Annotated in this window: 18 protein-coding genes and 3 pseudogenes; 14 read left to right on the top strand and 7 right to left on the bottom strand. The window is 63.3% G+C overall.

From position 1 onward, the window contains the following. The first annotated feature begins 1 nt into the window (after position 1). The 9 genes from GJ630_RS05650 (at position 2) to GJ630_RS05610 (ending at position 9,470) form a co-directional block, all read left to right on the top strand. Positions 2 to 1,003, top strand: coding sequence for a carbohydrate ABC transporter permease (locus GJ630_RS05650; protein ID WP_050038078.1), 1,002 nt, complete (start codon positions 2 to 4; stop codon positions 1,001 to 1,003). Between the two features lie 4 nt (positions 1,004 to 1,007). Further along, positions 1,008 to 2,204: an ABC transporter ATP-binding protein gene (locus GJ630_RS05645; protein ID WP_014040381.1), complete on the top strand. Its 1,197-nt coding sequence runs from the start codon at positions 1,008 to 1,010 to the stop codon at positions 2,202 to 2,204. Between the two features lies 1 nt (position 2,205). After that, complete coding sequence (locus GJ630_RS05640) at positions 2,206 to 2,409, top strand: hypothetical protein (protein WP_014040380.1); 204 nt, start codon at positions 2,206 to 2,208, stop codon at positions 2,407 to 2,409. A gap of 29 nt (positions 2,410 to 2,438) precedes the next feature. Further along, positions 2,439 to 3,515 carry a Gfo/Idh/MocA family protein gene (locus tag GJ630_RS05635; RefSeq protein WP_044951836.1) on the top strand — a complete coding sequence of 359 codons (1,077 nt, stop codon included), beginning with the start codon at positions 2,439 to 2,441 and terminating at the stop codon, positions 3,513 to 3,515. A 40-nt stretch (positions 3,516 to 3,555) separates the two neighbouring features. After that, complete coding sequence (locus tag GJ630_RS05630; RefSeq protein WP_014040378.1) at positions 3,556 to 4,620, top strand: glucose 1-dehydrogenase; 1,065 nt, start codon at positions 3,556 to 3,558, stop codon at positions 4,618 to 4,620. Positions 4,621 to 4,894: 274 nt separating this feature from the next. Beyond that, entirely contained in the window at positions 4,895 to 6,271 is a 1,377-nt protein-coding gene (locus GJ630_RS05625; RefSeq protein ID WP_191449526.1) for an ABC transporter substrate-binding protein, read from the top strand. Positions 6,272 to 6,450: 179 nt separating this feature from the next. Next, complete coding sequence (gene trmB, locus GJ630_RS05620) at positions 6,451 to 7,503, top strand: HTH-type sugar sensing transcriptional regulator TrmB (RefSeq protein ID WP_014040376.1); 1,053 nt, start codon at positions 6,451 to 6,453, stop codon at positions 7,501 to 7,503. Between the two features lie 427 nt (positions 7,504 to 7,930). Further along, positions 7,931 to 8,707 carry a winged helix-turn-helix domain-containing protein gene (locus GJ630_RS05615; RefSeq protein WP_014040375.1) on the top strand — a complete coding sequence of 259 codons (777 nt, stop codon included), beginning with the start codon at positions 7,931 to 7,933 and terminating at the stop codon, positions 8,705 to 8,707. 49 nt (positions 8,708 to 8,756) lie between these two features. Continuing rightward, positions 8,757 to 9,470: a dolichyl-phosphate hexose transferase gene (locus GJ630_RS05610; RefSeq protein ID WP_014040374.1), complete on the top strand. Its 714-nt coding sequence runs from the start codon at positions 8,757 to 8,759 to the stop codon at positions 9,468 to 9,470. A 32-nt stretch (positions 9,471 to 9,502) separates the two neighbouring features. Here the strand turns inward: GJ630_RS05610 and GJ630_RS05605 are convergent, their stop codons facing one another. The 6 genes and pseudogenes from GJ630_RS05605 to GJ630_RS05580 form a co-directional block, all read right to left on the bottom strand. Continuing rightward, complete coding sequence (locus GJ630_RS05605; RefSeq protein WP_050007218.1) at positions 9,503 to 10,087, bottom strand: gluconate 2-dehydrogenase subunit 3 family protein; 585 nt, start codon at positions 10,085 to 10,087, stop codon at positions 9,503 to 9,505. Between the two features lie 9 nt (positions 10,088 to 10,096). Then, positions 10,097 to 12,103 (bottom strand): glycosyltransferase family 39 protein, encoded by a 2,007-nt coding sequence (locus tag GJ630_RS05600; RefSeq protein ID WP_191449525.1) that lies wholly within the window; start codon positions 12,101 to 12,103, stop codon positions 10,097 to 10,099. Continuing rightward, positions 12,100 to 13,230 (bottom strand): ABC transporter ATP-binding protein, encoded by a 1,131-nt coding sequence (locus GJ630_RS05595; RefSeq protein WP_191449524.1) that lies wholly within the window; start codon positions 13,228 to 13,230, stop codon positions 12,100 to 12,102. Before GJ630_RS05595 ends, GJ630_RS05600 begins: the two co-directional genes overlap by 4 nt. Next, positions 13,230 to 14,851: pseudogene (locus GJ630_RS05590) on the bottom strand (ABC transporter permease). Before GJ630_RS05590 ends, GJ630_RS05595 begins: the two are co-directional and overlap by 1 nt. A gap of 1 nt (position 14,852) precedes the next feature. Beyond that, positions 14,853 to 16,054 (bottom strand): annotated as a pseudogene (locus tag GJ630_RS05585) (extracellular solute-binding protein). Between the two features lie 37 nt (positions 16,055 to 16,091). Next, positions 16,092 to 17,255, bottom strand: coding sequence for an alpha-1 4-glucan-protein synthase (locus GJ630_RS05580; protein WP_191449523.1), 1,164 nt, complete (start codon positions 17,253 to 17,255; stop codon positions 16,092 to 16,094). A gap of 218 nt (positions 17,256 to 17,473) precedes the next feature. Between GJ630_RS05580 and GJ630_RS05575 the strand changes: the two genes are divergently transcribed. The 3 genes and pseudogenes from GJ630_RS05575 (at position 17,474) to GJ630_RS05565 (ending at position 20,111) form a co-directional block, all read left to right on the top strand. After that, complete coding sequence (locus GJ630_RS05575; RefSeq protein ID WP_014040367.1) at positions 17,474 to 18,217, top strand: beta-ketoacyl-ACP reductase; 744 nt, start codon at positions 17,474 to 17,476, stop codon at positions 18,215 to 18,217. Position 18,218: 1 nt separating this feature from the next. Continuing rightward, positions 18,219 to 19,798: pseudogene (locus tag GJ630_RS05570) on the top strand (acyl-CoA carboxylase subunit beta). A 1-nt stretch (position 19,799) separates the two neighbouring features. Beyond that, complete coding sequence (locus tag GJ630_RS05565; RefSeq protein WP_050007214.1) at positions 19,800 to 20,111, top strand: hypothetical protein; 312 nt, start codon at positions 19,800 to 19,802, stop codon at positions 20,109 to 20,111. Here the strand turns inward: GJ630_RS05565 and GJ630_RS05560 are convergent. Further along, a complete protein-coding gene (locus tag GJ630_RS05560; RefSeq protein WP_008309156.1) occupies positions 20,108 to 20,293 on the bottom strand; it encodes a hypothetical protein in 186 nt (61 codons plus the stop codon). The genes GJ630_RS05565 and GJ630_RS05560 overlap by 4 nt on opposite strands. Positions 20,294 to 20,436: 143 nt before the next feature. Here GJ630_RS05560 and GJ630_RS05555 point away from each other — a divergent pair, with 143 nt between their 5' ends. Further along, the gene (locus tag GJ630_RS05555; RefSeq protein WP_146417224.1) at positions 20,437 to 21,591 is read left to right on the top strand and encodes an ABC transporter substrate-binding protein; all 1,155 of its coding nucleotides are present in this window, start codon (positions 20,437 to 20,439) and stop codon (positions 21,589 to 21,591) included. 6 nt (positions 21,592 to 21,597) lie between these two features. Continuing rightward, positions 21,598 to 22,425, top strand: coding sequence for a hypothetical protein (locus tag GJ630_RS05550; protein WP_014040364.1), 828 nt, complete (start codon positions 21,598 to 21,600; stop codon positions 22,423 to 22,425). Positions 22,426 to 22,484: the final 59 nt, after the last annotated feature.

Here is a 22,484-nt window from a genome sequence, read left to right as displayed (position 1 = left end):
CATGGCAACGCCAACCGACACCCAGGAGCAGTCGAGCGACGGACCGCTACAGCGCTGGACCCAGAGCGCCATCCAGGACCCGGAAAAAGTGTACCGGGCGCTGTTCTACGCGGCGATGGTGTTTTTCCTGGTGACGACGCTGTTCCCCTTCTACTGGCTCATCGTGCTGGCGGTGACCCCCGAAGGGAACCTGCTCTCGGGCAGTTTCCTCCCGACAGTAAACCTCTTTGGCGTCAGCGGGACGTTCCCGCTGCCGGTTCCGAAGGGCTTCAACCCGGGCGCGTTCGTCACGGTCTTCGAACAGGTGCCGTTCCACCTGTACATGCTGAACAGCTTCGCGCTGGCGGTCACGACGACGGTCATCGTCCTGTTCGTCGCCAGCCTCGCCGGCTACGTGTTCGGCCGACTTCGGTTCCCCGGCCGCGCACTGCTGATGCTCGGTATCCTGGCGATCAGCTACTTCCCGCCGGCCGCGTTCGTCATCCCGCTGTTCCAAGCCTTTGCCGGCAACGCCCCGATCACGATACCGTTCACGTCCATCCCGCTGTTTACCCCGCCACGGATGCTGAACACCCCGGGATCGATGGTGCTGCCGTTCAGCGCGCTGTTCATGCCGCTGTCTATCTTCATCCTGACGACGTTCTACGGCCAGATTCCCGACGGGCTGGAGGACGCCGCACGGGTCGAAGGAACGACGCGACTGGGCGCGCTGTTCCGGGTCATCATGCCGCTGTCTGCGCCGGGCGTGGCGACCGCGGCCGTGCTGACGTTCATCGCCGTCTACAACGAGTACTTCTTCAGCTCGATCATGGCGACCTCGCCGGAGGCGGCCAAGTGGTCGCCTATCGTCGGCGGGATTCTCAGCTACCAGACCCAGTACACCACGCAGTTCAACCTCATGGCGGCGGCGAGTATCGTCGGGGTCCTCCCCGTCGTCATTCTCGTGATTGTCGCACAGGAACGCATCGTCAGCGGACTGACCTCAGGCGCACTCAAGGAGTAACACAATGGCAAGAGTACGACTCGAACACGTAACGAAGCGCTACGACGACCAGGGTGACGTGGTCACCGCGGTCGACGACATGAACCTTGACATCGACCACGGCGAGTTCATCTGTTTCGTCGGCCCCTCGGGCTGCGGGAAGTCGACGACGATGGAGACCATCGCCGGGCTCACCATCCCGACCGAGGGCGAGATATATATCGGCGACCGCGAGGTGACGAACCTCCCGCCGAAGGACCGCGGCATCGCGATGGTGTTCCAGAACATCGCGCTGTTCCCGCACATGGACGTGTACGACAACATCTCCTTCGGGCTGCGGCTGCGGGACTACCCGCAAGACGAGATTGACCGCCGCGTCGAGCGGGCCGCGGACATCGTCCAGCTAGAGGGAATGCTCAACCGGATGCCCGAAGAGATGTCCGGTGGACAGCGTCAGCGCGTCGCCATCGCCCGCGCTATCGTGCGTGAGCCCGACGTGTTCCTGATGGATGAGCCGCTGGCGAACCTCGACGCGAAGCTCAAGGTCCATATGCGGACGGAGCTTCAGCGCCTGCACAAGGAACTGGACACGACGATCATCTACGTGACCCACGACCAGGAGGAGGCGATGACGCTATCCGACCGGATCGCTGTCCTCGATTCGGGGCAGCTCCAGCAGATCGACCCGCCGCTGACCTGTTACAACGAGCCGGACAACCTCTTTGTCGCCGGGTTCATCGGCTCGCCGTCGATGAACTTCGTCGAGGGGACAGTCACCGAGACCACACTTGAGACGCCGAACTTCTCCCTCGAATTCAATCCGTCGTCCATCGAAGGCGTCGGAGTCGGTGACGACGTGACACTCGGCATCCGCCCGGAGGACATCTACCCGGGCGAATTCAAGTCAGAGGTCCCCGACCCGTCGGGAATGATTACGGCGACGACCGACATTCTCGAACCGATGGGTGACGAGATATTCGCCTACCTGCTGCTGGGCGACGGCGAAACGTCGATGTCTCAGGAACTGGCGACGAACGACCAGTTGCTGATGAGCATCGATCCCGACTCGGACCTCGAAGAGGACGACGAGATCGGGGTCGTCATCGACCGACGGAACGTCCACCTGTTCGACTCGGCCACCGGCGACGCGATCGTCCATGACCTCATCCCGTACGAGGCCGAAGGCACTGCATCCAGTAGCGAAGTAGAGTCAGACGACTGATATGAGCAGCCACCTCGCGATGCTGTACTGGAGCGGGATGCTCGTGCTGTTTTTCTTCTGGGCGTACGGTATCGTGTCGTTTATCCTGGACCTGAAGAACAAAATCGTCCCCGGCATCATCCAGTATCGGCGCGGTCGACGCCGTGAGAAGGCAAAGCAGGAACAGGAAGAGGAACGCGAAGAGCGTGAAAAGCAGTTGTATTAACCCGACACCGGGTGCAGACTTCGAGAGACATGACTGAGACCGTTCGGATAGGCATCATCGGACTGGGGAACATCGCGGACATCCACTGTACCAACCTCCGACAGCTCGACCAGCCGGTCTCGATAGCGGCGGGCGTCGATGTCGACGCCGACGCGCGCCGCCGGTTCGCCGAGACGTACGACGCGGCGGTGTACGAGGAAGCCGCGGCGATGTTCGAGACGGTGGATGCCGTGCTGGTGACGACACCGAACAAGTTTCACGAACAGTACGTCGTCGCAGCCCTTGAGGCAGGGCTAGACGTGCTCGTCGAGAAGCCGCTGGCCCACACGCTCGAAAGCGCCGAGCGGATCGCCGCGGCCGCCGACGCGGCCGACGGGTTCTGCATGGTCGGCTTCCACAACCGGTTCGCCGACCCGGTCCAGACGCTTGTGGGCTACCGCGATGCAGGCGATATTGGCGAGGTGTCTCACATCGAAGCGAACTACATCAGGCGTCGCGGCGTCCCCGGCCGGGGGTCGTGGTTCACGCGCAGCGACGTGGCTGGCGGCGGGTCGCTCATCGATATCGGCGCGCACGCTATCGACCTGGCGCTGCACGTCGCCGACCATCCCGAGGTCGTCGAGGTGTCGGGCGACACCCGCGCTCAGTTCGGCGTCGACGAGGAGTACGCGTACGTCGAGATGTGGGGCGAGGACCACGGTGCGGCCGAGTTCAGCGTCGACGATTCGGCGAGCGCCTTCATCCGCTGTGGAGACGGGACAACGATCTCTCTGGAGGTCGCGTGGGCGACGAACCGGCCGGACAGCCAGGAGTACTACGTCCGCGGGACCGGGGCGGGCGCGAAACTCGACCTCGCGGACCAGTCGCTGACGCTGTTCGAAACCGCCGATACCGGCCGGATGCACCACCGGACGACCGACATCGAGACGCAACGGTCGGACCCACAGCACCGGGAACAGGCGCGGTTCGTCTCCGCAGTCAGAGACGGGACGCCGCCGTCGGCGAACACCGTTGAACAGGCGCTTCGCGTCCAGCGTGTGATGGACGGAATCTACCGCTCCAGCGAGACTGGCACGGCCGTCAGTGTCGGTGAGGCAGAACCCTGAAGAAAGACTTAATCCCCAGTGTTCTCACTCTCTGCCTGGCATGAAAGTGATTGGTGTTACGCGGGACGACGACGGCCCACAGCTCTTAGAGCGGGAGCGACCGTCGCCTGACCCGGGCGAGGCACTCGTCCGGACGCTCCGCGTTGGTGTTGACGGCACAGACCACGAAGTCCTGAACGGGTCCCACGGCGGGTTCCCCGACGGGGCGGACCACATGGTTCTCGGACACGAGGCGGTCGGCGTCGTCGAAGAGCCCAATGGCACGGGGCTCGAGGCGGGGCAGGTCGTCGCGCCGACCGTCCGACGGAAACCGAACGGTGAGACGAACGACTACTTCCGCCGAGGTGAGCCTGATATGGCTCCGGACGGCGAGTACACGGAACGCGGCATCGTCGGTGACCACGGCTTCATGGCGGAGTACTTCACCTCGCCGGCGGATTTCCTCGTCCCGGTCCCCGAGTCAGTCGCGGAGCACGGCTTCCTCGTCGAGCCGCTCTCGATCACCGAGAAGGCCAACGAGCACGCCTACGCGACGCGGGAACCGTTCGACTGGCGACCGGAATCCGCCTGCGTGCTGGGCAACGGCTCGCTCGGCCTGCTGACGCTGTGGATGCTCGACCAGGAGTACGACCGGACCTACTGTGTCGGTCGGCGGAACCGTCCCGACCCGACGGTCGACATCATCGACGAGATCGGCAGCACGTACGTCGATTCCCGCGAAACGCCGGTGGACGAACTCCCGGAGGCCTACGAGGCGATGGACTATATCTACGAGGCGACCGGGTTCGCCCCGCACGCGTTCCAGACAGTCAAGGCGCTCGACCAGAACGGGGTCGGCGTGTTGCTCGGCATCCCGGAGCCGTGGGAGTTCGAAGTCGACGGTGGTTCGCTACACAACGAGATCGTCCTGCACAACAAGTGTCTCATCGGCACGGTCAACTCACACGTCTCGCACTTCGAGGACGCCGTCGAGACCCTACAGGAGCTTCCGGAGTGGCTGCTCGATGATCTGGTCACGACGGTTACCGACCCGGAACACGTCGAGGCGGCCTTCGAAGATGGGGACGACCAGATAAAGGCAGTCGTCGAGTTCGATTCGCTGTAACCCTCGGGCCGAACCGCGCCCGAGCTTTTTCACGGCAGTTTGGCCTGAACACCCCCCATTTAGACGGGGATATGTCGGTATATGTAAGATAGTAGATGTAAGATTGTGAGGTATTTACTCGCATTCGATTAATTTCTTTCTCCACTCAAACCCGAAGAATCGTGGGATATAGATGATTTATCGGGACCGACCCGAATGTCAAATGCTGATTTTCGCTATACAGAAGTATTAAGTGCGAATCTTCAATAAGGAATTATGAGGTATTGGTGCAACCATGGCTGATGACAATTCAAACAGACGGTTGACGCGGCGTAACGCTCTTCGGATTGCTGGTGCAGCAGGTGCGGCCTCGCTGGCTGGCTGCGGTGGGAGTGACGGCGGTGACGGCAGCAGCGGCGATGGCAGCAGCGGTGATGGTAGTGACGGCAGCAGTGGTGACGGCAGCAGCGACGGCGGCAGTACTGACAGCGGGACACAGTACAGCACACTTGAAGTCGCCCACTGGTGGGGCGAGGGCGACGGACTGGAAGCGATTCAGTCCGTAATGGATGCGTTCAAGGAGCAACACCCGGACGTCCCGTTCGACGAGAACCTCATCGCCGGCGGTGCGGGTGAGAACCTGCAGGCGAACATCCGGACACGGGTCCAGAACGGCAACCACCCGAGTACGTGGCAAGCCTGGCCCGGAAACAATCTGCTCCCCTTCACCGATGCGAACCTGCTGAAGGATATCGGCGACTCCGTGTGGTCAGAGAACAGCATGGAGGACGCCTACCTTCAGGGCGTCAAGGACGCGGCCCAGCCCGCTGGGAACTACGTGACGGTGCCGCTCAACATCCACCGGATCAACAACCTCTTCTACAACGTCGAGGTCGTCGAGGACGCCGGGGTCGATCCGGCCTCCCTCGAAACGCCGTCTGACCTCGTCGACGCGATGGCGACGGTCAACGATGCCGGCTACACCGGAATGGCACACCAGACCGGGTCGCCGTGGTCCAGCTTCCAGATGTTCGCGACTGTCCTCCTCGGCGAAACGGACGCCGAGACCTACAGCGCTATCTTCGTCGACGGTGAGGTCGACGCCAACAGCGACGCGCTCGAGTCGGCAGTCGAGACGACGCAGTCCTATCTCGACTACATCCCGAGCGACGCTGGTTCGATTTCCTGGACCGAGGCCAACAATCAGGTCATCAACGGCGAAGCGGCGTTCCTCCACCAGGGTGACTGGGCGGCCGGAACGTACCTCACGAACGACCTGACGTACGGCGAGGAGTGGGACCATGTGACATTCCCGGGAACCGTCGGCTACTATGCCCTCAACATGGACTCGTTCCCGTATCCGGTCAACAACCCGTCCCCGGAAGCGACCACGCTGTGGTGCCAGTTCGTCGGGACGACGGAGGCACAGGAGATCTTCAACCCGAAGAAGGGGTCGATTCCGCCGCGGACCGACGTCAACACCGACCCGTTCAACGACTTCTCCAAGGACCAGATAGAGGACTTCCAGAACAGCGAGGCCCAGCCGCCGTCCGTCGCGCACGGTCTGGCCGCACCGCCGGCAGTCAAGTCCTCGCTCGAATCCGCTATCTCATCGCTGAACTCCGGTGCTGCGCCCGCGGACGTCGTCTCCCAGATTTCCGGCGCCTACTAATAACCCAGCGACAGCACGCAGTTTTTTCGCCGTGGCGACTCGAACGATCGGAGTCACAGGAGTAGGCAGCCGCTGTGACGGGACAACCAACAGTAGCACAGAGTCACATGACTGGTTCTGAAACTGGCTGCTGAATAGAGTGCCGAAGTTCTTAGTACTCGACTCGCAAACGCTCCACTATGTCTAGTGACGACTTGGAAGCATCGCTCGAACAGGTAATTGCGCGGTTCAATCTCGGCGAGTACGAGATTTCAGCCTACCTGGCCGTGTTGCAACACGGTGAGCTGACAGCGTCGGAGATCTCGGAGAACACGGACATTCCACAGCCGCGGGTGTACGATACGGTCCGGAGCCTCAGCGACGTCGGGCTCGTCGAACTCAAGGAGTCCCGGCCGATGAAGGTCCTGGCTATCGATCCTCGGGAAGCCTTCGAGGGGATTCAAGACTCGCTTGATGACCTCGTCGACGACCTGTCTTCGCGCTACACGGCCCCCGCACGGGAGCCGGAAGCCGTCTCGCTCGTCAAATCCCGGCCGACGATACTCCGGTACCTCGAAGACATCATCGAGACGGCCGAGTACGAACTGACGCTGTCGCTGACCCCGGCCCTGCTAGAGCGGTTCGAAGACAGACTCGCGGCCCGGAAGCAGTCCGGCATCGCTATTGAAATTCTCATTTCACCGGGTGTGGACGCTCCCGACCCAGCGCGGTTCGATTACGAGTCCATCGCGACCACGGTGAAGGCCCGCCGCGGTATCACGACACCGGTCGTCGCCGTCGCCGATGGGAACTACTCGATGTACGCCACCCGCGAGAGCGTCCGCGGCGACACAGACAGATACGGCGTCATATTCAATCGGTCGGAACTCGGGTTTCTGGTGTCCGGGTTCCTCAACACGGTGCTGTGGACAACGGCCGAAACGATTGCCAGCGACGGGGACGGGCTGCCGTTCCCGCGCCGCTACGGGACGATCAGGCGCTGTATCTCTGACTTGATGACATTGGACGGGGAGTTCTACGCGACTATCGAGGGGCGGGACGTGGAAACGGGCGACCACCGGGTCGTCGAGGGCAAGGTGGACCAGGCGTCGTTCAGTTCGAACCGCGAGGTCGCGACGCTGGTCGTCGAGACGGCCGAGGGGCCGGTAGAAGTCGGTGGACAAGTCGCTGCGTTCGAGGATATGGAGGCGTACGAGATCCGGATCGGAACGGACGAACCGCCCGAGAACTGACACTGTCGGCTGTAGCTGTTTCTCACGGTGACCGCCTGACTACAGACGGTCGATACGGAACCGGCGGACGGAGTCCGAAGTAAACAGACGCGGCTGGACGAGACGACAGCGGAGACAATGAGCACCGTGGGCGGGCAACCCACGGTGATTGCATGACCCTTCGGGCTGGCGAAGTATGTCAGAGGCACGATATCGCCTGGCCCGAACGTGGCAGTTCCACAAGACCAACGTGCTCCATTGCGTTCAGCGGGGACGTGGTCTTACGTGGACAGCAACTGTGTCTGTGTCACGAGCGGTAAAAAAGATGGACACATTGGCTGCAATAATATCCAATGCCCGAGAGAATAGTACAGCTTCCGGAGAGAATTCCATTACAAATGGAAACTGATATGTGCGAAAAATATGAGCTACAGTATATGGGGACAGTATGGGCGTAGAATCAGTTATTCAGTACGTCCGAACGTCGTCCGTCCGGACGGACATCATCGGCTCGCTGTGTCCCGGAGCCAAGGCCACCAACGAACTGCTGTCAGCGGTCACTGCGAGCGAGTCCGCGATATACGATGCGCTCTCGAACCTCGAAGGCCGCGGTCTGGTCACCTCGATGGATGACGGATGGCGACTCACCGGTACCGGCCGCCTCGTCGCGGATACGATTCACCGCCAGCAACGCCTCGAGGAACTCTTCGCCGTGGCCCCGCAGTACTGGGAGTCCCACGATACGTCAGTTCTACCACAGCCGTTCCGGTGTCGCCTCCCAGAACTCGACGAGTACACGGTCATCCGTGGCACGCAGACCGATATCAACCGCCCGGTCCGCGAAGTCGTCACTCGCGTCGAGAGCGTCCAGAACTGCGACGTGGTCTCGCCCGTCTACCACCCAGAGTACGAGGAAGCGATGCCAGATAGCCCCGACTCGAGACTGGTGGTAAGCTGTGCTGTCATCGACGAGATACTCGGCAAGGAGTCCGTCTCGCTCGATATGAATCGATACGAGGAGACGACCGTTCGTGTCACGGAGGTCCCGTACGCACTTGCCGTCGCCGACGACTGGATGATCCTGACGCTCCCAGAACTCGACGGAGCCTGGCCGTCGGCGAAAATCGTCTCCGAAACGGACAGCGCTATTTCGTGGGCACGGGACCTGTTCGCGCACCTCTGGACGGATGCAACCCCGATAGAAACGTATCTCGCCGACCGCTGATTTTGGCAAACCTAAACATTCAAGAACCGTGGGTTCTGACGGATGAGCAATGGCTATTCAGGGTTCACGGAGCGACGAACCGGCCGGCTACACCTTCGACGACCTCGCGGTCGTTATGGGCACGTACAACGAGGAAGAAGCAATCGGCACCGTGCTCGATGACATCGCTGCAGTGACTGACGGGCGCGCCGAAGTCGTCTGTGTCGACGGGTCCAGCGACCGGACACCGGAGATCGCCCGCGAGCACGGCGCTACAGTCATCCAACAGGAACCGCAGGGGTACGGCGTGGCAGTCCGCGAAGCCGTGCTGACACCGGACCGGCCGGTCGTCGTCACGACGGACTGCGACGACACGTATCCGATGGAACGTCTGCCCGATTTCCTCGCGGAAATAAACGACGGGGCCGACGTCGTCAGCGGTGACCGACTGTACTACGGGGCCGAACAGATGCCGGCGATGAACAAACTGGGGAACGAACTGTTCGCGCTACTCGCGAGCGTGCTCATGGGCAAGCGCGTCCACGACACGACGACTGGAATGCGCGCGTACCGCCGCGAGGTCCTCCAGAAGATCGTCTGGACCGAGAACACCGGACTCTCGGCCGAACTGCTCATGCGGCCGCTGATGCGTGGCTACGACGTGCGTGAGCGCCCCATCGCGTACGACGAGCGGAAAGGCGAGACGAAACTCGACCCGTTCTCGGGCGGGGCTGCCATCGCGAAATCTATCGTCCGCGTTGCGCTCGAAGAACGGTTCCGGTAACACCGCCGAAGCAGTCGACGACGGGACCCGGCTTATCGGTCGTTCGGTGGCTGCTGATAGCTACCCGTTCCACCGGGGTGGCCCTGTGGATTCTCGATGCCGACGAGCTTACCGCCGGTCGGCGAACTGTACAGCGCGAACAGGAGGTCGTTGACGAGGTAGTAGCGGACGCGGTGCCTCGGGTCGCCATGTGGGTCCGGATCAGAGGCCTTGACCCCCATTCCCCGAAGCGTATCTTCTTTCGTCGCAGCATCGACCGCCACGAAGTTGCTGTCTTCCCACTCTCGGGTGTACGCGTCCAGATCCGCGACTGCTTCCGCCATGTCCTCGGCTCGCTCGGGGTCTGCCTCGACCCGTCCGGCGACGTAGCTGTCGACGAATCCAGCGACGCCCGTCACCTCGCTCGGATAGACGATAGCGGCGACGGCACGGTACGTCTCGCGTTCGTGGTCCCCGAAGCTCGATTCGGAACTGGCGGCGTCGGCCTCGGCTGACTCGTCAGCATCGTCGCTTGTCGACCTGTCCCAGGCGAGCGCCGCCGCGCCGCCGGCGACGGTGACACCCGCCGCGGCGAGTGCTTTCAGTGCGTCGCGTCTGGTGAGTTCGTAGTCAGTCATCGGTGAGTCTCACGTATTCTCGCTTGTCGTGGTCGCGTTCATGCTGATGCCATCGCGATGCGTGCCCGGGACGTAGGCCGCTTCGCCGCCGCAGCGGCGCTGGTCCCGACAGACTTCGAGCCGCGGCGTCAGCGCCCGGACGCTCTCGTCTGTCTGCTCGACCGGGAGTTCCGCGCGGTACTCGAACCCCGCGCCGGTGCCGTAGTCGACGAACATAATCAGCGTGACCGTCCCGTCTTCCGGCGTCGGGACGCTGACCTGGTCGTCGATTCCGTCGCCGGTGAGCCGCGTCCGATTCCGGTCGGTCGAGAGCTGCAGATCCAGCCGGTCCGTTCCGGTAACTGTCGCGTAGTCGTTCTCACCCTCGCTTGCGAGCCGGATCGAGACCAGCGCGGCCTGCTCCGGAACCGACGCCGACACGTCCGTTTGGACCGTCTCGCCCTCCGCGACCGACACCGGCTGGAGTCGCGGCTCGACGGGCAGCCCCAGATACGGGACCCACTCGCCGCGGAACACGTAGCGGTAGTAGTCCCGCTCGGGATAGGCGTCGAGCACCTCGAACTGGCGGTGTTGCATCGCGTAGACGGTGTCGCCGTCGAAGCCGGGGTCGTTGCGAACCGACTGGAACGGGTGGTTGAGCCAGTCGCCATAGGGCGTGGGAAGCAGGACGAGGCTATTGTCGAGGTCACGCTGCTCGAATGGTTCGTAGGCCTGCTCTAGCTGCTGGGTCACCGCGTAGTTGTCCGAGACCGGCTCGGCCGCCGTCGCGACGGCCGCGCCGCCGCCCAGCGCCGCGCCACACAGCGCCACCGCGAGCAGGACCGGGCGGACCCGGTCGGCGCTGACCTGTTCGGTGACCAGCCGCTGGGTCCGCCGGGCGACAGCGACGACGCCGACGGCACCGAAGGCCATCAGCGGGACGAGCATGTCGACGTGGTAGAACGGCCCCAGGAAGGCAACCAGGCCGTCAGTCGGGTCCGAGAGGTCGCCGAGCATGTTCACGGTGCCCCAGAAGTAGCCGTTGCCGAGCGGGACCGTCAGGAGGACGCCGGCCAGCGCCGCCTGTCGACCATCTATCCCGCGGCGCACGGCAGCCCCGAGTCCGACGGCTGCAGCGAGCGTTCCCAGCGGCCCGGCGACGACCCACTGGGTGACGAGCTTCCAGAGGAGTTCGGCGTTCGCGTCCAGCGACATCGCTGGCGTGAACTCCCGAGAGTAGCCCAGAATCTCTCGGTAGCCGAAGCCCGGGCCGTCCTGCGGGGCGAACACCTCGTAGGGGAACAACAGCGCGGAGCCGGTGACGACGCGGTTGTATGCAAGCGTCGCGGCAACGCCGGTGAGCCCGCCGATGGCAGTCAGCGACAGTCGCGTGAACCGCGCCGGGTCGCGCGTCCGGAGCGACCACAGCGCGTGGGCGATGAACGGCGTCGCAAACAACACCGCCGTGTACGGCCGTGCGAAAAAGGCGATGCCGATCGCGAGCCCAGCACACGCCGCCGTCTTCCGGCTCCCCGTCCGGTCGGCGTGGAGATACGCCGCGGCGAAGCCGAGGTTCCAGAGCGTCGTCGGCACGTACGAGAGGAACACCGACGCCTCGACGAGGAACAGCGGCGATCCGAGCATGAGGACGGTCGCTACCACGCCGGTTCGAGCGTCGAAGGCCTCACGGACGGTGTGGTAGGTCAGCGCCAGCACGCCGGTCGAAATCAGGCCGAGCGCGATGCGGTAGCCGCCGAGTAGTTTCCCGACGGCGAACATCGCCGCCGGAACCGGCGCGTATTTCGGATACAGCCGCTCGCCGTCGGCGACGAAAAACCACGGCCGGAACGACTCCTCGACCGGGGGGTAAATGAACAGTTGCCCCTCCAGCAACATCGCGGCCTGCTGGAGGTAGACGCCCTCGTCATGGTTGGTGGTGTGGTGCGGAAAAACGACGTGGGCAAGCGTGAAAACGGTGATCCCGCCCAGCAGCGCCACCAGTCCCGCCTGTACCCCCGGCCGGCGCAGTCGATTCATTCCGTCGGGTACCAGGCCAGGTCGTGGTCCGCGACCAAGTCGACCTCGACGGGCTGGCCCGGTTCGAACGTCTCGACGTGGTTGTGCATACTGTGGACGACGTCGCCGCTGTGGAGCTCGACCCGGTAGACGAACGAGGGGCCGTTGTACTGGCGGTGAACGACGTAGCCGTCGGCTTTGGACTCGTTTGTCGGCATCGCCTGCAGGTCGTCGGGCCGGACGAGCACGTCCACCATTGCGCCGTTGTACGCCGCAACTGGCCCGTTCAGCAGGTCCACGTCGAACGAGCCCAGCCCTGTCTCGATTTGGTCGTTAGTCACCCGGGCCGAGAGGAAACTCGCCTGGCCGAGGAAGCTCGCGACGAAGCGGCTCTCGGGGTTCTCGAACACTTCAGCGGGGTCGCCGATCTGAGCGATGGTCCCGTCGTTCATGATGGCGACGCGGTCGCTGATCGACAGCGCCTCCTCCTGGTCGTGGGTCACGGAGATGGCGGTGACGCCGGCCCGCTTGAGGATCTTGCGGACCTCCTCGCGCATCTCGACGCGCAGGCGCACGTCCAGGTTCGAGAACGGCTCGTCGAGCAGGAGGACGTCAGGCTCCGGGGCCAGCGAGCGCGCGAGCGCGACGCGTTGCTGCTGGCCGCCGGAAAGCTGGCTCGGCATCTTGTCGTGATGGGCCGACAGGTCGACCAGTTCGAGCAGTTCGTCGACCCGCTCTCCGACAGCGTCTTCCTCCATCTCGGTCAGGCCGAACGCGATGTTCTCGGCGACGGTGAGATGCGGGAACAGGGCGTAGTCCTGGAAGACGATACCGACGTTGCGCTCCTCGGGCTTCCGGAACGAGGTGCCGTCGGCGATGACTTCGTCGGCGATAGAGATTTGCCCGTCGGAGGGGCGTTCCAGCCCGGCAATCATCCGGAGCGTCGTTGTCTTGCCACAGCCCGAGGGACCAAGCAGCGTCAGCAGTTCGCCGTCTTTCACGTCGAGCGAGAGGTTCTCGACGGCGACTTCCTGCCCGTAGTCCTTGGATACGTCGTCGAGTTCCAGGACGGTCCGGTTCGGGTTCGCTACTGCTGCGTCCACGTCGTCGAAGTCCGATGTTTGCTGTGTGCGTGTTTGTCGAGACATTAGCTTGTGTCCTCCCGTCGAAGAATGACCAGCATGGAGAGTCCGGAAAGGCCAACGAGCACGAGGGCCGGGACCGCCGCCTGTCCGTAGTAGCCGGCACCCTGGACGAGCCAGATGTACGTGACGAAGGTTTCGAAGCCCGTCGGGCGTAACATCAGCGTTGCCGGCAATTCCTTCATGGTCGTCAGGAACACCAGCGCGGCCCCGGCGGCGATACCCGGCGCGACGAGCGGCAAGACGACCTTCCGGAACGCCGAGAGCGGGTGGTAGCCCAGCGACCGCGCCGCCTCGATGTACTGCGGATCGACTTGGAGAATCGAGGATTCGGTCGTCCCGACGGCCTGCGGGAGGAACCGAATCACGTAGGCGAACACCAGCAGGATGACGCTCTGGTACAGGAAGGGGACGTACCGGAGCCCAAGGTACACCAGCGCGAGGCCGAGAACGACACCGGGGACCGCGTAGCCGACGTACGTGGCCCGCTCGGGAAGTGACGAAATACCCGACGTGCCCCGCGCGGCGAGGTACGCAATCGGGAGCGCCGCCACGACGCAGATAGCGGCCGCGGCGGCGGCCAGACCGACCGAGTTCCAGGCATAGGACGCCTCGAACGCGAAGCCACCGCCGCTGTAGCCCGTGCCGGAACGGAGGAGCCACTGGAGCAGGATACCGATGGGAAGCACCAGACACAGGGACGCGATGGCACCGCAAAACAGCAGTGCCGGGGCCTTCCAGTACCCGAGCCTGATGAGACCGGGCCGGCGCGAACCGCTGCTGACGTAGGCACCGTCCCGGCCCGCGCTGAGCCGCGATTCGACGGCGAGGATGCCGAGCGCCATCACGAGCAACAGCATCGAGAGCACGGAGGCGTAGTCCAGTCGCGCGCGCCGAACTCGTTGTAGATCATCCGCGTGAACACGTCGTACTGCATAATCGCCGGCGTTCCGAAGTCAGAGAGCGCGTACAGTGCCACCAGCAGCGCGCCGGCGGCGATGCCCGGTGCGATCTGTGGTAGCGTGACGCGGCGGAACGCCTCCCAACGAGTGTGATTCAGCGTCCGGGCGGCCTCGACGACGGTCCCGTCGAACGACAGCAGCGACGCGCGCGTAGTCAAAAATACGTACGGGTAGGTAAACAGTGTCAGGACGAGTATTGCGCCGTGCAGGCCGTATATTGTCGGGATTTGCTCGATACCGAGCGGCGAGAGCAGGTCCGCGAGGACGCCACGGGGGCCAAAGGCCGAGACGAACGCGAAGGCCCCGATGTAGCTCGGAACGACCAGTGGCAACGCGGACGTGATCGTCCAGAACCGTTTGAACGGCAGATCGGTCTGGGCGGTGAGAATCGCCAGCGGGACGCCGATGAGAATCGATGCGACAGTGACACCAGTCACCAGCGCCAGCGTGTTCAGCGTCACCGAGACGGTCGTGTCGCTTGTCAGCAATTCGACCGCACGCGCGAACTCGATTTCACCTGCCCTGAGAAAGATCCAAACCAGCGGTGCCAGTAACAGCAGCGAGATCGCCAGCGAGACCACTGCGAGCAGCGTGTGCGGCGACGAGTCTCGTTCCGATGTCGTCGCCTGCTCCCGAAGCCGCTCGTACCGGTCTTTTGTGCCCATATTAGAGGACGCCAGCGTCCCGCAATAAGTCAACGGTTCCGGCCACGTCGGCCAGTTCGGTCAGGTTGATCTCTGGCGGGTTCAGTTCGTCGATGCGTGGGAGGTCGCCGACCGGTGCGACACCCGGAATCATCGGATACGCGAACGTCCGGGTGGCGAAGAACTCCTGTGCCTCCGCCGAGAGGACGTGCCGGACGAAGTTCGACGCCAGGTCCGCGTTGTCGGTTCCGTTGATGATTTCCAGCCCCGAGACGTTGACGAGCGCGCCGGCGTCGCCCTCGGTGAACGCGAGGCCGATGGGCGAGTCGTCGCGGGCGGACTGGACCCGAAGCGTGTAGTAGTGGTTGGCGAAGCGGCGGTGAGTTCACCGTCGGCGCAGGCGTTGGAAACGCGGAACTCGTCGTCGTAGGTAGTGATCCCGTGGTCCTGCATCGCCTGAAGCCACGACATCGTCTCGTCGTCGCCGCGGATGAGCCGCATCGCGGTGACAAAGGACTGGAACGCGCCGTAGCTCGGTGCCCAGCCCATGCTGTTTTCCAGCGCAGCTGTCTCGGGGAACTCCTGAACTGTCGATGGGATGTCGGATTCGGAGATCTGGTTCGTGTTGTACGGGATCGCCCGGGCGCGACCGGCGATGCCAACCCAGCGGCCCTCGCTGTCCTGGTAGGCTTCGGGGACCGTCGAAAGGGCCTCTTCGGGGAGACTCGCGGTCGCACCGGCGTTGGCCACGGCACCGAGCGAACCGGCGTCGATGGACATGAACACGTCGGCGGGACTCGCGCCGGCCTCGTTTTCCTCGATAATCGTGTTCGCGAGGTCGCTGGAGGCTTCGAGCCGGTGGTTCGCCGTGAAGTCCGGATACAGCTGTTCGAGCAGGTTGATGAGGTCGAGATACAGTCCACCCTCGCCACCGCCGAGATACAGCGTCAGTTCGCCGCTGAGGTCCGGCAACTCCTCGATGGAGGTGCCGCCGGGAGCGTCCCGCTGTTCCACCAGTGGGCCGGACCCACGGAAGTCCGAAAGGGAAATCTGCCCGACGCCGGTATCAGTTCCACCGTTGCTTCCACCCTCACCGCCATCGCCACCACCGAGAATGCCGGAACAGCCGGCAAGCGCTGTTGCGGCAGTCGCGCCGCCGAGAGCGAGGAAGCGCCGTCGAGACTGCGTCGCGTTACGTCCAGTCAGATCGTTAGAATCACTCATTGTTTGATTTAGGGTTGCCTAAACAACTTAGGCCTTTCTAGTCGTCGGCGGTCGCGGGGACCTGTTCCGTCGCGGCGGCGTCCAGTTCGTCGAGACATTCCAGCCAGTCGAGCATGAACTCCCCGCAGTAGTTAAGGAAGGCACCGTTTTCCCAGTCGCTGAAATCGCCGTCGGCCATCGCTGTCCCGATTGCGTCGAACACTTCGGCGTAGGAGTCGGCGTCCGCGCCGGCCTCGTCAACGATCTCCCAGACGTGCTCGTTGAGTTCGAGCCCGTGGACCTCGTTGGTCAGGTCCGAGAACGTCGAGCGGGGCGCTTTGTTGTGCTCACAGAGGGGGTCGCCGTTGTAGATCTGCTTGCCGAGCACGTCACAGGCCCGCTTGAGGAACACGCCCGACCAGATGTCGTCGAAGCGGCCCACGTCCCACTCGTTGTCGTCCATCGGGAGCTGGTAGAACGCCGGAATCACTTCCCGGCGGAACGCGAGGTTCATCGAGCAGACGGTGAGGTACTGGCCCTTGGCGGCGACGAAGTCCTCGCCGAAGTCCGCCTCGCTCGTCCGGGTCTGGGCCTGTCCCTGGAGGTCGCCGTCCATCAGGATACGAACGGCGTCGAGGTCCGGTACGTTCGTCCAGAGGCCTTGAGAGGCGACCACATCGTCGACCTGCGTCGCTTCCGTCGAAATTTCCTCGTCCATCGCGGCGTAGGGGTAGCCGCGCGGGTAGAGACCGTGCTCGTCCTCGTTCTGGTAGAGCACGTTGACCCACTGCTCGTCGGAGCTGACCGTCTCTATCTCGCCCTCGAAGGACAGGTTCGACATGTGGGTCCCGAAGAAGTCTGCGTCCTCGTGTGGCAGCGTGTCATCGTCGATAAACACACCGTACTCGTAGTCGTTGGCCCACATGTAGAGGAGGCCAAACGACGTCTGCGCGTGGCTCGCTTCGGGGATAAGGTGCGAATACTCGCTCGCGCCGTGGTTCTCAAACCAGGTTTCGCGAGCAGTCCCGTCGTAGACGGCCCCGTCGACGCCTTCTTCGTCGAGCATCTGTTCCATCGCGTCGGTGTCACAGAAGTCCTCGGTGATGAGCACGACGAACAGTCGATCCAGATCGAACCCGTGGTCCCGGGCGTTCTGGAAGTACGTTCGCATACATTCGTGGTTTCGAATCGTCGGCACCATCACGCAGATGTCGGCTGTCATGTACTGACCCCACCTCTTTAGGCCATCCTAAAAGATTTGGCGTTCTCACTTTGCTGCCCTCGTAGATCTGTTTTCCAGACATCATGTGTCCCGAAACCGGAACATCATTATATTCTAAATCTGACGTTTAATGTTGTATTAGGAGAACTATTATCTGGCTGTGCTTTGCCAGATTAGGTGATGAGCGTACGAAGCAACAGGGCTCCGATCAACCACAAATGAACCTGGATAATCAGACCTGTGTCGTCACCGGGTCCTCGCGCGGTATCGGCCGCGGAATCGCCAAAGACCTCGGTGCTCACGGGGCCAACGTCGTCGTAAATTACCGGTCCTCGGAAGCGGAAGCCCGTGCCGTCGTCGAGGATATCCGCGAAAGCGGTGGCAATGCTATCGCGGCGCAGGCCGACGTGGCGAAACTCGATGAAGTCCGGGCGATGCGTGAGAGGGTGGCCGACGAGTTCGGTCCCACGGACGTGCTCGTCAACAACGCTGGTATCACCATCGACAAGAAATTCGAGAACATGACCCGTGAAGACTGGGAGACGGTTATCGACGTCAACCTGGGCGGCGTGTTCAACGGGACGAAGGCGTTCTACGACGACATCCGCGACGCCGAGCACGGCCGACTGATAAATATCTCTAGCGTCGTCGGCCAGCAGGGAAACATCGGACAGGCCAACTACGCGACGACGAAGTCCGGACTGTTCGGCTTTACGCGGACCCTAGCGCTCGAACTAGCACACACGGGCTCGACCGCGAACTGCGTCGCGCCGGGCTTTGTCAAGACCGATATGTTAGAGGAGGTGCCCGAACGCGTTCAAGAGAAGATTTTGCGGGAGATTCCGCTCGACCGGTTCGCACGCGTCGAAGACATCGCCGGCATCGTCAGGTTCGTCGCGAGCGAAGAATCGAGTTATATGACTGGACAGGTACTTGGCGTCAACGGCGGGATGGAGTGGTAGCATGAGTCAGCAGGAAGAACCAGAAGACGAGACCGCGCCCGACGACGCGGTCGAGGAGTTGCGACAGAAACGAGCCGAAGCCGAACTCGGTGGTGGCGAGGCCCGTATCGAATCCCAGCACGAGAAGGGCAAGATGACCGCCCGCGAGCGCATCGACTTCCTCGTCGACGACGGCACGTTCAACGAGGTCGATCCGTTCGTCGAGCACCGGTCGACGAACTTCGGCATGGAGGAGAAGCGCTTCGCCGGCGACGCGGTCGTCACCGGCTACGGCGAGGTCGACGGTCGGAAGGTGTTCCTGTTCGCCCACGACTTCACCGTGCTCGGCGGCTCGGTCGGCGAGGTCGTCGCCGACAAGATCTGCAAGGTGATGGACCGGGCCATCGAGAACGGCGTCCCGGTCATCGGCCTCAACGACTCCGGCGGCGCGCGCATTCAGGAAGGCGTCGACTCGCTGGTGGGTTTCGCCAAGATATTCGAGCGCAACACCAAGGCCAGCGGCCTCATTCCCCAGATTTCCGCGATTATGGGTCCGTGTGCCGGTGGAGCCACCTACAGTCCGGCACTGACTGACTTTACCTTCATGGTGCAGGACACCAGCCACATGTTCATCACCGGGCCGGACGTCATCGAGACGGTGACCGGCGAACAGGTGTCGAAGGAGGAACTCGGCGGTGCGGGCTCTCACTCTACCAAGTCCGGCGTCGCTCACTTCTCGTACCCGTCAGAGGAGGAGGCCCTCGAAAACATCCGCCGCCTCCTGTCGTACCTGCCGGCGAACAACATGGAGGACCCGCCGCGGGTCAAGCCGTGGGACGACCCCGACCGGGAAATTCCCGGCGTGACCGATATCGTCCCGTCGGCCCCGCGCAAGCCCTACGACATGACGAAGGTCATCGACGCCATCGTCGACGAGGACTCCTTCTTCGAGGTTCACGGCAACTGGGCGCGCAACGTCGTCGTGGGCTTCTCGCGGATGGACGGCCAGTCGGTCGGCGTCGTCGCCAATCAGCCACGCGTGAGCGCGGGGACACTCGACATCGACGCGGCGGAGAAAGCGGCCCGTTTCGTCCGCTTCTGTGACTCGTTTAATATCCCCATCCTCACGCTCGTCGACGTGCCCGGGTTCATGCCCGGCACCGACCAGGAGCACAACGGCATCATCCGGCGGGGTGCGAAGCTGATCTACGCCTACGCCGAGGCGACGGTCCCGCTGCTGTCGGTCGTCGTACGGAAGCCTACGGCGGCGCGTACATCGTCATGTCCTCGAAGTTCCTGGGCAGCGACGTGAACTACGCCTGGCCCGGTTCGGAGATGGCAGTGCTCGGTCCGCGGGGCGCGGTCAACATCCTCTACCGGAACGAAATCGCAGACGCCGACGACCCGGACGCCAAGCGCCAGGAACTGATGGACGAGTTCCGCGACGAGTTCGCCAATCCGTACGGGCCGGCGAAACGGGGCTACCTCGACGACGTCATCGAACCGAAAGAGACGCGCAAGCGCCTCATTCAGGACCTCGACCTCCTGCAGCGCAAGCGCGAGGACACGCCGCCGAAAGACCACGGCAATATCCCGCTGTAATATGGCGACTCGCAACACACCACAGTCGGACGCGGAGACGCCGCCGCTTACCGATATCGAGGGCCCCGAGGACCTGTCGCTGTCGATACCGGCGGACGCGTCACAGGCAGAAGCAGCGGCTATCGCCGCTGCGATCAGCGCTCACCTGACCGACCGCCGGCGCGCTGCTAAAGCGTCATCGCAGCGCTCGACCGTCGAGTACGTGGACGAGTGGACGCTGGCCGGACGGCTGGCGAGCGTGGGCAAGCGCCGCCCCCCGAACGACGTCAAGCGGGGCGAGGAGTGGAAGGCGGCGGCGCGAGCGCGATACTAAGAGTCCGTAAACTCCTGCAGCACTTCGAGGTCGCGGGTGGTCCGCATGAACTCCGACAGCGCCCGTTCGGCCCCGCAGTCGTCACAGACGAACTGTGTCTCCGGGGCCGGGAGGTCGGACACTTGCTCTTCCCAGGCAACTGAACACGCCGGACATTGTAGTTGGAGCCAGGCCTCCTGCATATTTCGTGTGTGGTTAGCACACACGGATATACTTTGTGTGGATTCTCACTGTCGGGGGCTATGGTGCTGTTTGTCGATTCATGGCGTTTTTGGGCTACCTAAATATGGGAAGATTTAAACCATTTAGGCAAGCCTAAAAAGATATGAACCGACGAGAGTACATCGTTGCGACCGGTGTCGGCCTGGCAGGTGCCGTCGCCGGCTGCTCGGGTCAGTCCGAGGCCGGGAGCGGTGGTGACGGCGCGACTGATGACGCGACGGATTCCGGTACGACGACCGCGACAGCGACCACGGAACCGACGGAGTCGGGCTACTCCGTCGCGATGGAACCGGTGGGCGAGGTCACGTTCGAGGCAGTTCCGGAGGGCTGGGTCGCGAACAACGGGAGCTGGGCCGACATGGGGATCGCGCTCGGCCTCGACGCACCAGAGGGCGTCTGGCTCCCCTCCCGATACCACACTCAGTACTACGACGAGATCCCGGGCGTCAGCGTCGACGGGAGTTCGATCCAGAAGCTGTGGGGGGACAGCGGTGTCGGGAAAGAGCAGTTCTACGAGATAGACGCCGACATCCACGTCATGGACCCGAACTTCCTGCAGAGCCGCGGGTCCTGGGAACAGTCGGATATCGACGAAATCGAAACCCAGGTCGGTCCCTTCTTCGGGAACAGCATCTTCTCGACCGGCTACGAGTGGCACGACTACACCTACTACACGCTGTACGAAGCTTTCGAGAAACTGTCCCAGGCGTTCCAGCGGACCGACCGGTTCGAGGCGTTCCGGACTCTCCACGAAGAATTCCAGACGAGCCTGGAAGACCTCGTGCCGGACTCGGAGTCCGACCGGCCGGAGGTAGCCATCATGTGGGCCGGCAGCGACGAGCCCACCAGCTTCTCACCGTACCTCATCGAGGACGGGACCAGCTTCAAACAGTGGCGAGACCTCGGGGTACGCGATGCCTTCGCGAAGACCGATGTCAGGGACTTCCACGCAGACCGCAGCAAGGTCGACTTCGAGACCCTGCTCGACATCGATCCGGAGTACCTGCTCCTGCGCGGACAGGAGAACAAAACGCGCTCGGAGTTCGAGGACACGGTCGTCAGCTTCCTCAAATCGGACCAGAGCGGAAGCGAACTGACGGCGGTACAGAACGGGAACGTGTATCGCGGTGGCCCGCTGTACCAGGGGCCGATAACGAGCCTGGTCCTCACGGAACGGGCCGCGTCGCAGGTGTACGACGTGGACCGGAACCTGTTCGACCGTCAGCGTGTCGCCGATATCGTCGCCGGAGAGCTGTAGGGCACCATGGTCGGACGAACACTCGCGGACATCCGTGACAGGCTCTCGGAACTCAGCGTGGCTGTCGGGCCGTATCGCGTCGTCAGCGCCCGGACAGGAACGCCGCCGTTCCCGGTGTCGGGAATGCAGTTCCCGGACCGCGAGACGGCTGCCGAAGCGGCCAGCGTCGCGACCGCCTACCGGAGTGCCCTCCGCCGCTACGACCCCCGTGTCACCGTCCACGGCCTCATCGTCTGTGAAGCGCCGTGGGGGACCGACGCCGTCAGGACTGGCCCGTCATCGCTCCCGGAGTACTGTCACACGGTCGCCGGGTCGCTGTTCGAGGTGTTGTCAGGCCGTCATCGCTCCGTCGAGCAGGCAGTCATCGACAGCTACCTCGAAGCGGCCGAGGAGACGGAGAACCGCGAGCGCCTCTGTCTGGCGATGCTCGAAAGTATGGCCACGGCGATCGCCGACAATCTCGACCCGGAAGTACAGGCGGACACCCTCCGCGAAGCCGCCGGCCAGTTACCGAGGAAGCCAAGCGGGCCTGAGCCGGTCCGGGACGCCGTCGCCGACCTCGAAACAGCGGGGCTGGTCGACGAGACAGCAATCGAACCCGCCGCGGTCGGTCCCGGCCGCTGTTCCAGATATATTACATTACAGAACTATCGCCCGACGCTGTCGGACCTCCGCTGCCCAGTGTTGCCGATTGCCGTCGAACTGCTGCGCCGGACGAGTATCACGCCACAGATGGCCGAAGCCGAGCGAACCCCGGACGGCTGGCGCCTGCTCGTCTCACTGGCCGGTGACCAACCCGCCGAAGGGCTGTCGGTCGTCACGACGACTGCGTGAACATTCCACTCGCTCTATAGGTCGGACCGTAATACATACACGAGACCCCTGTGACGGCA

It is taken from the genome of Haloarcula sp. CBA1122 (assembly GCF_009741785.1).
Taxonomy (GTDB): domain Archaea; phylum Halobacteriota; class Halobacteria; order Halobacteriales; family Haloarculaceae; genus Haloarcula; species Haloarcula hispanica.
The sequence above is the reverse complement of the archived record's forward strand: the minus strand, read 5'-3'. Positions and strand labels throughout refer to the sequence as shown.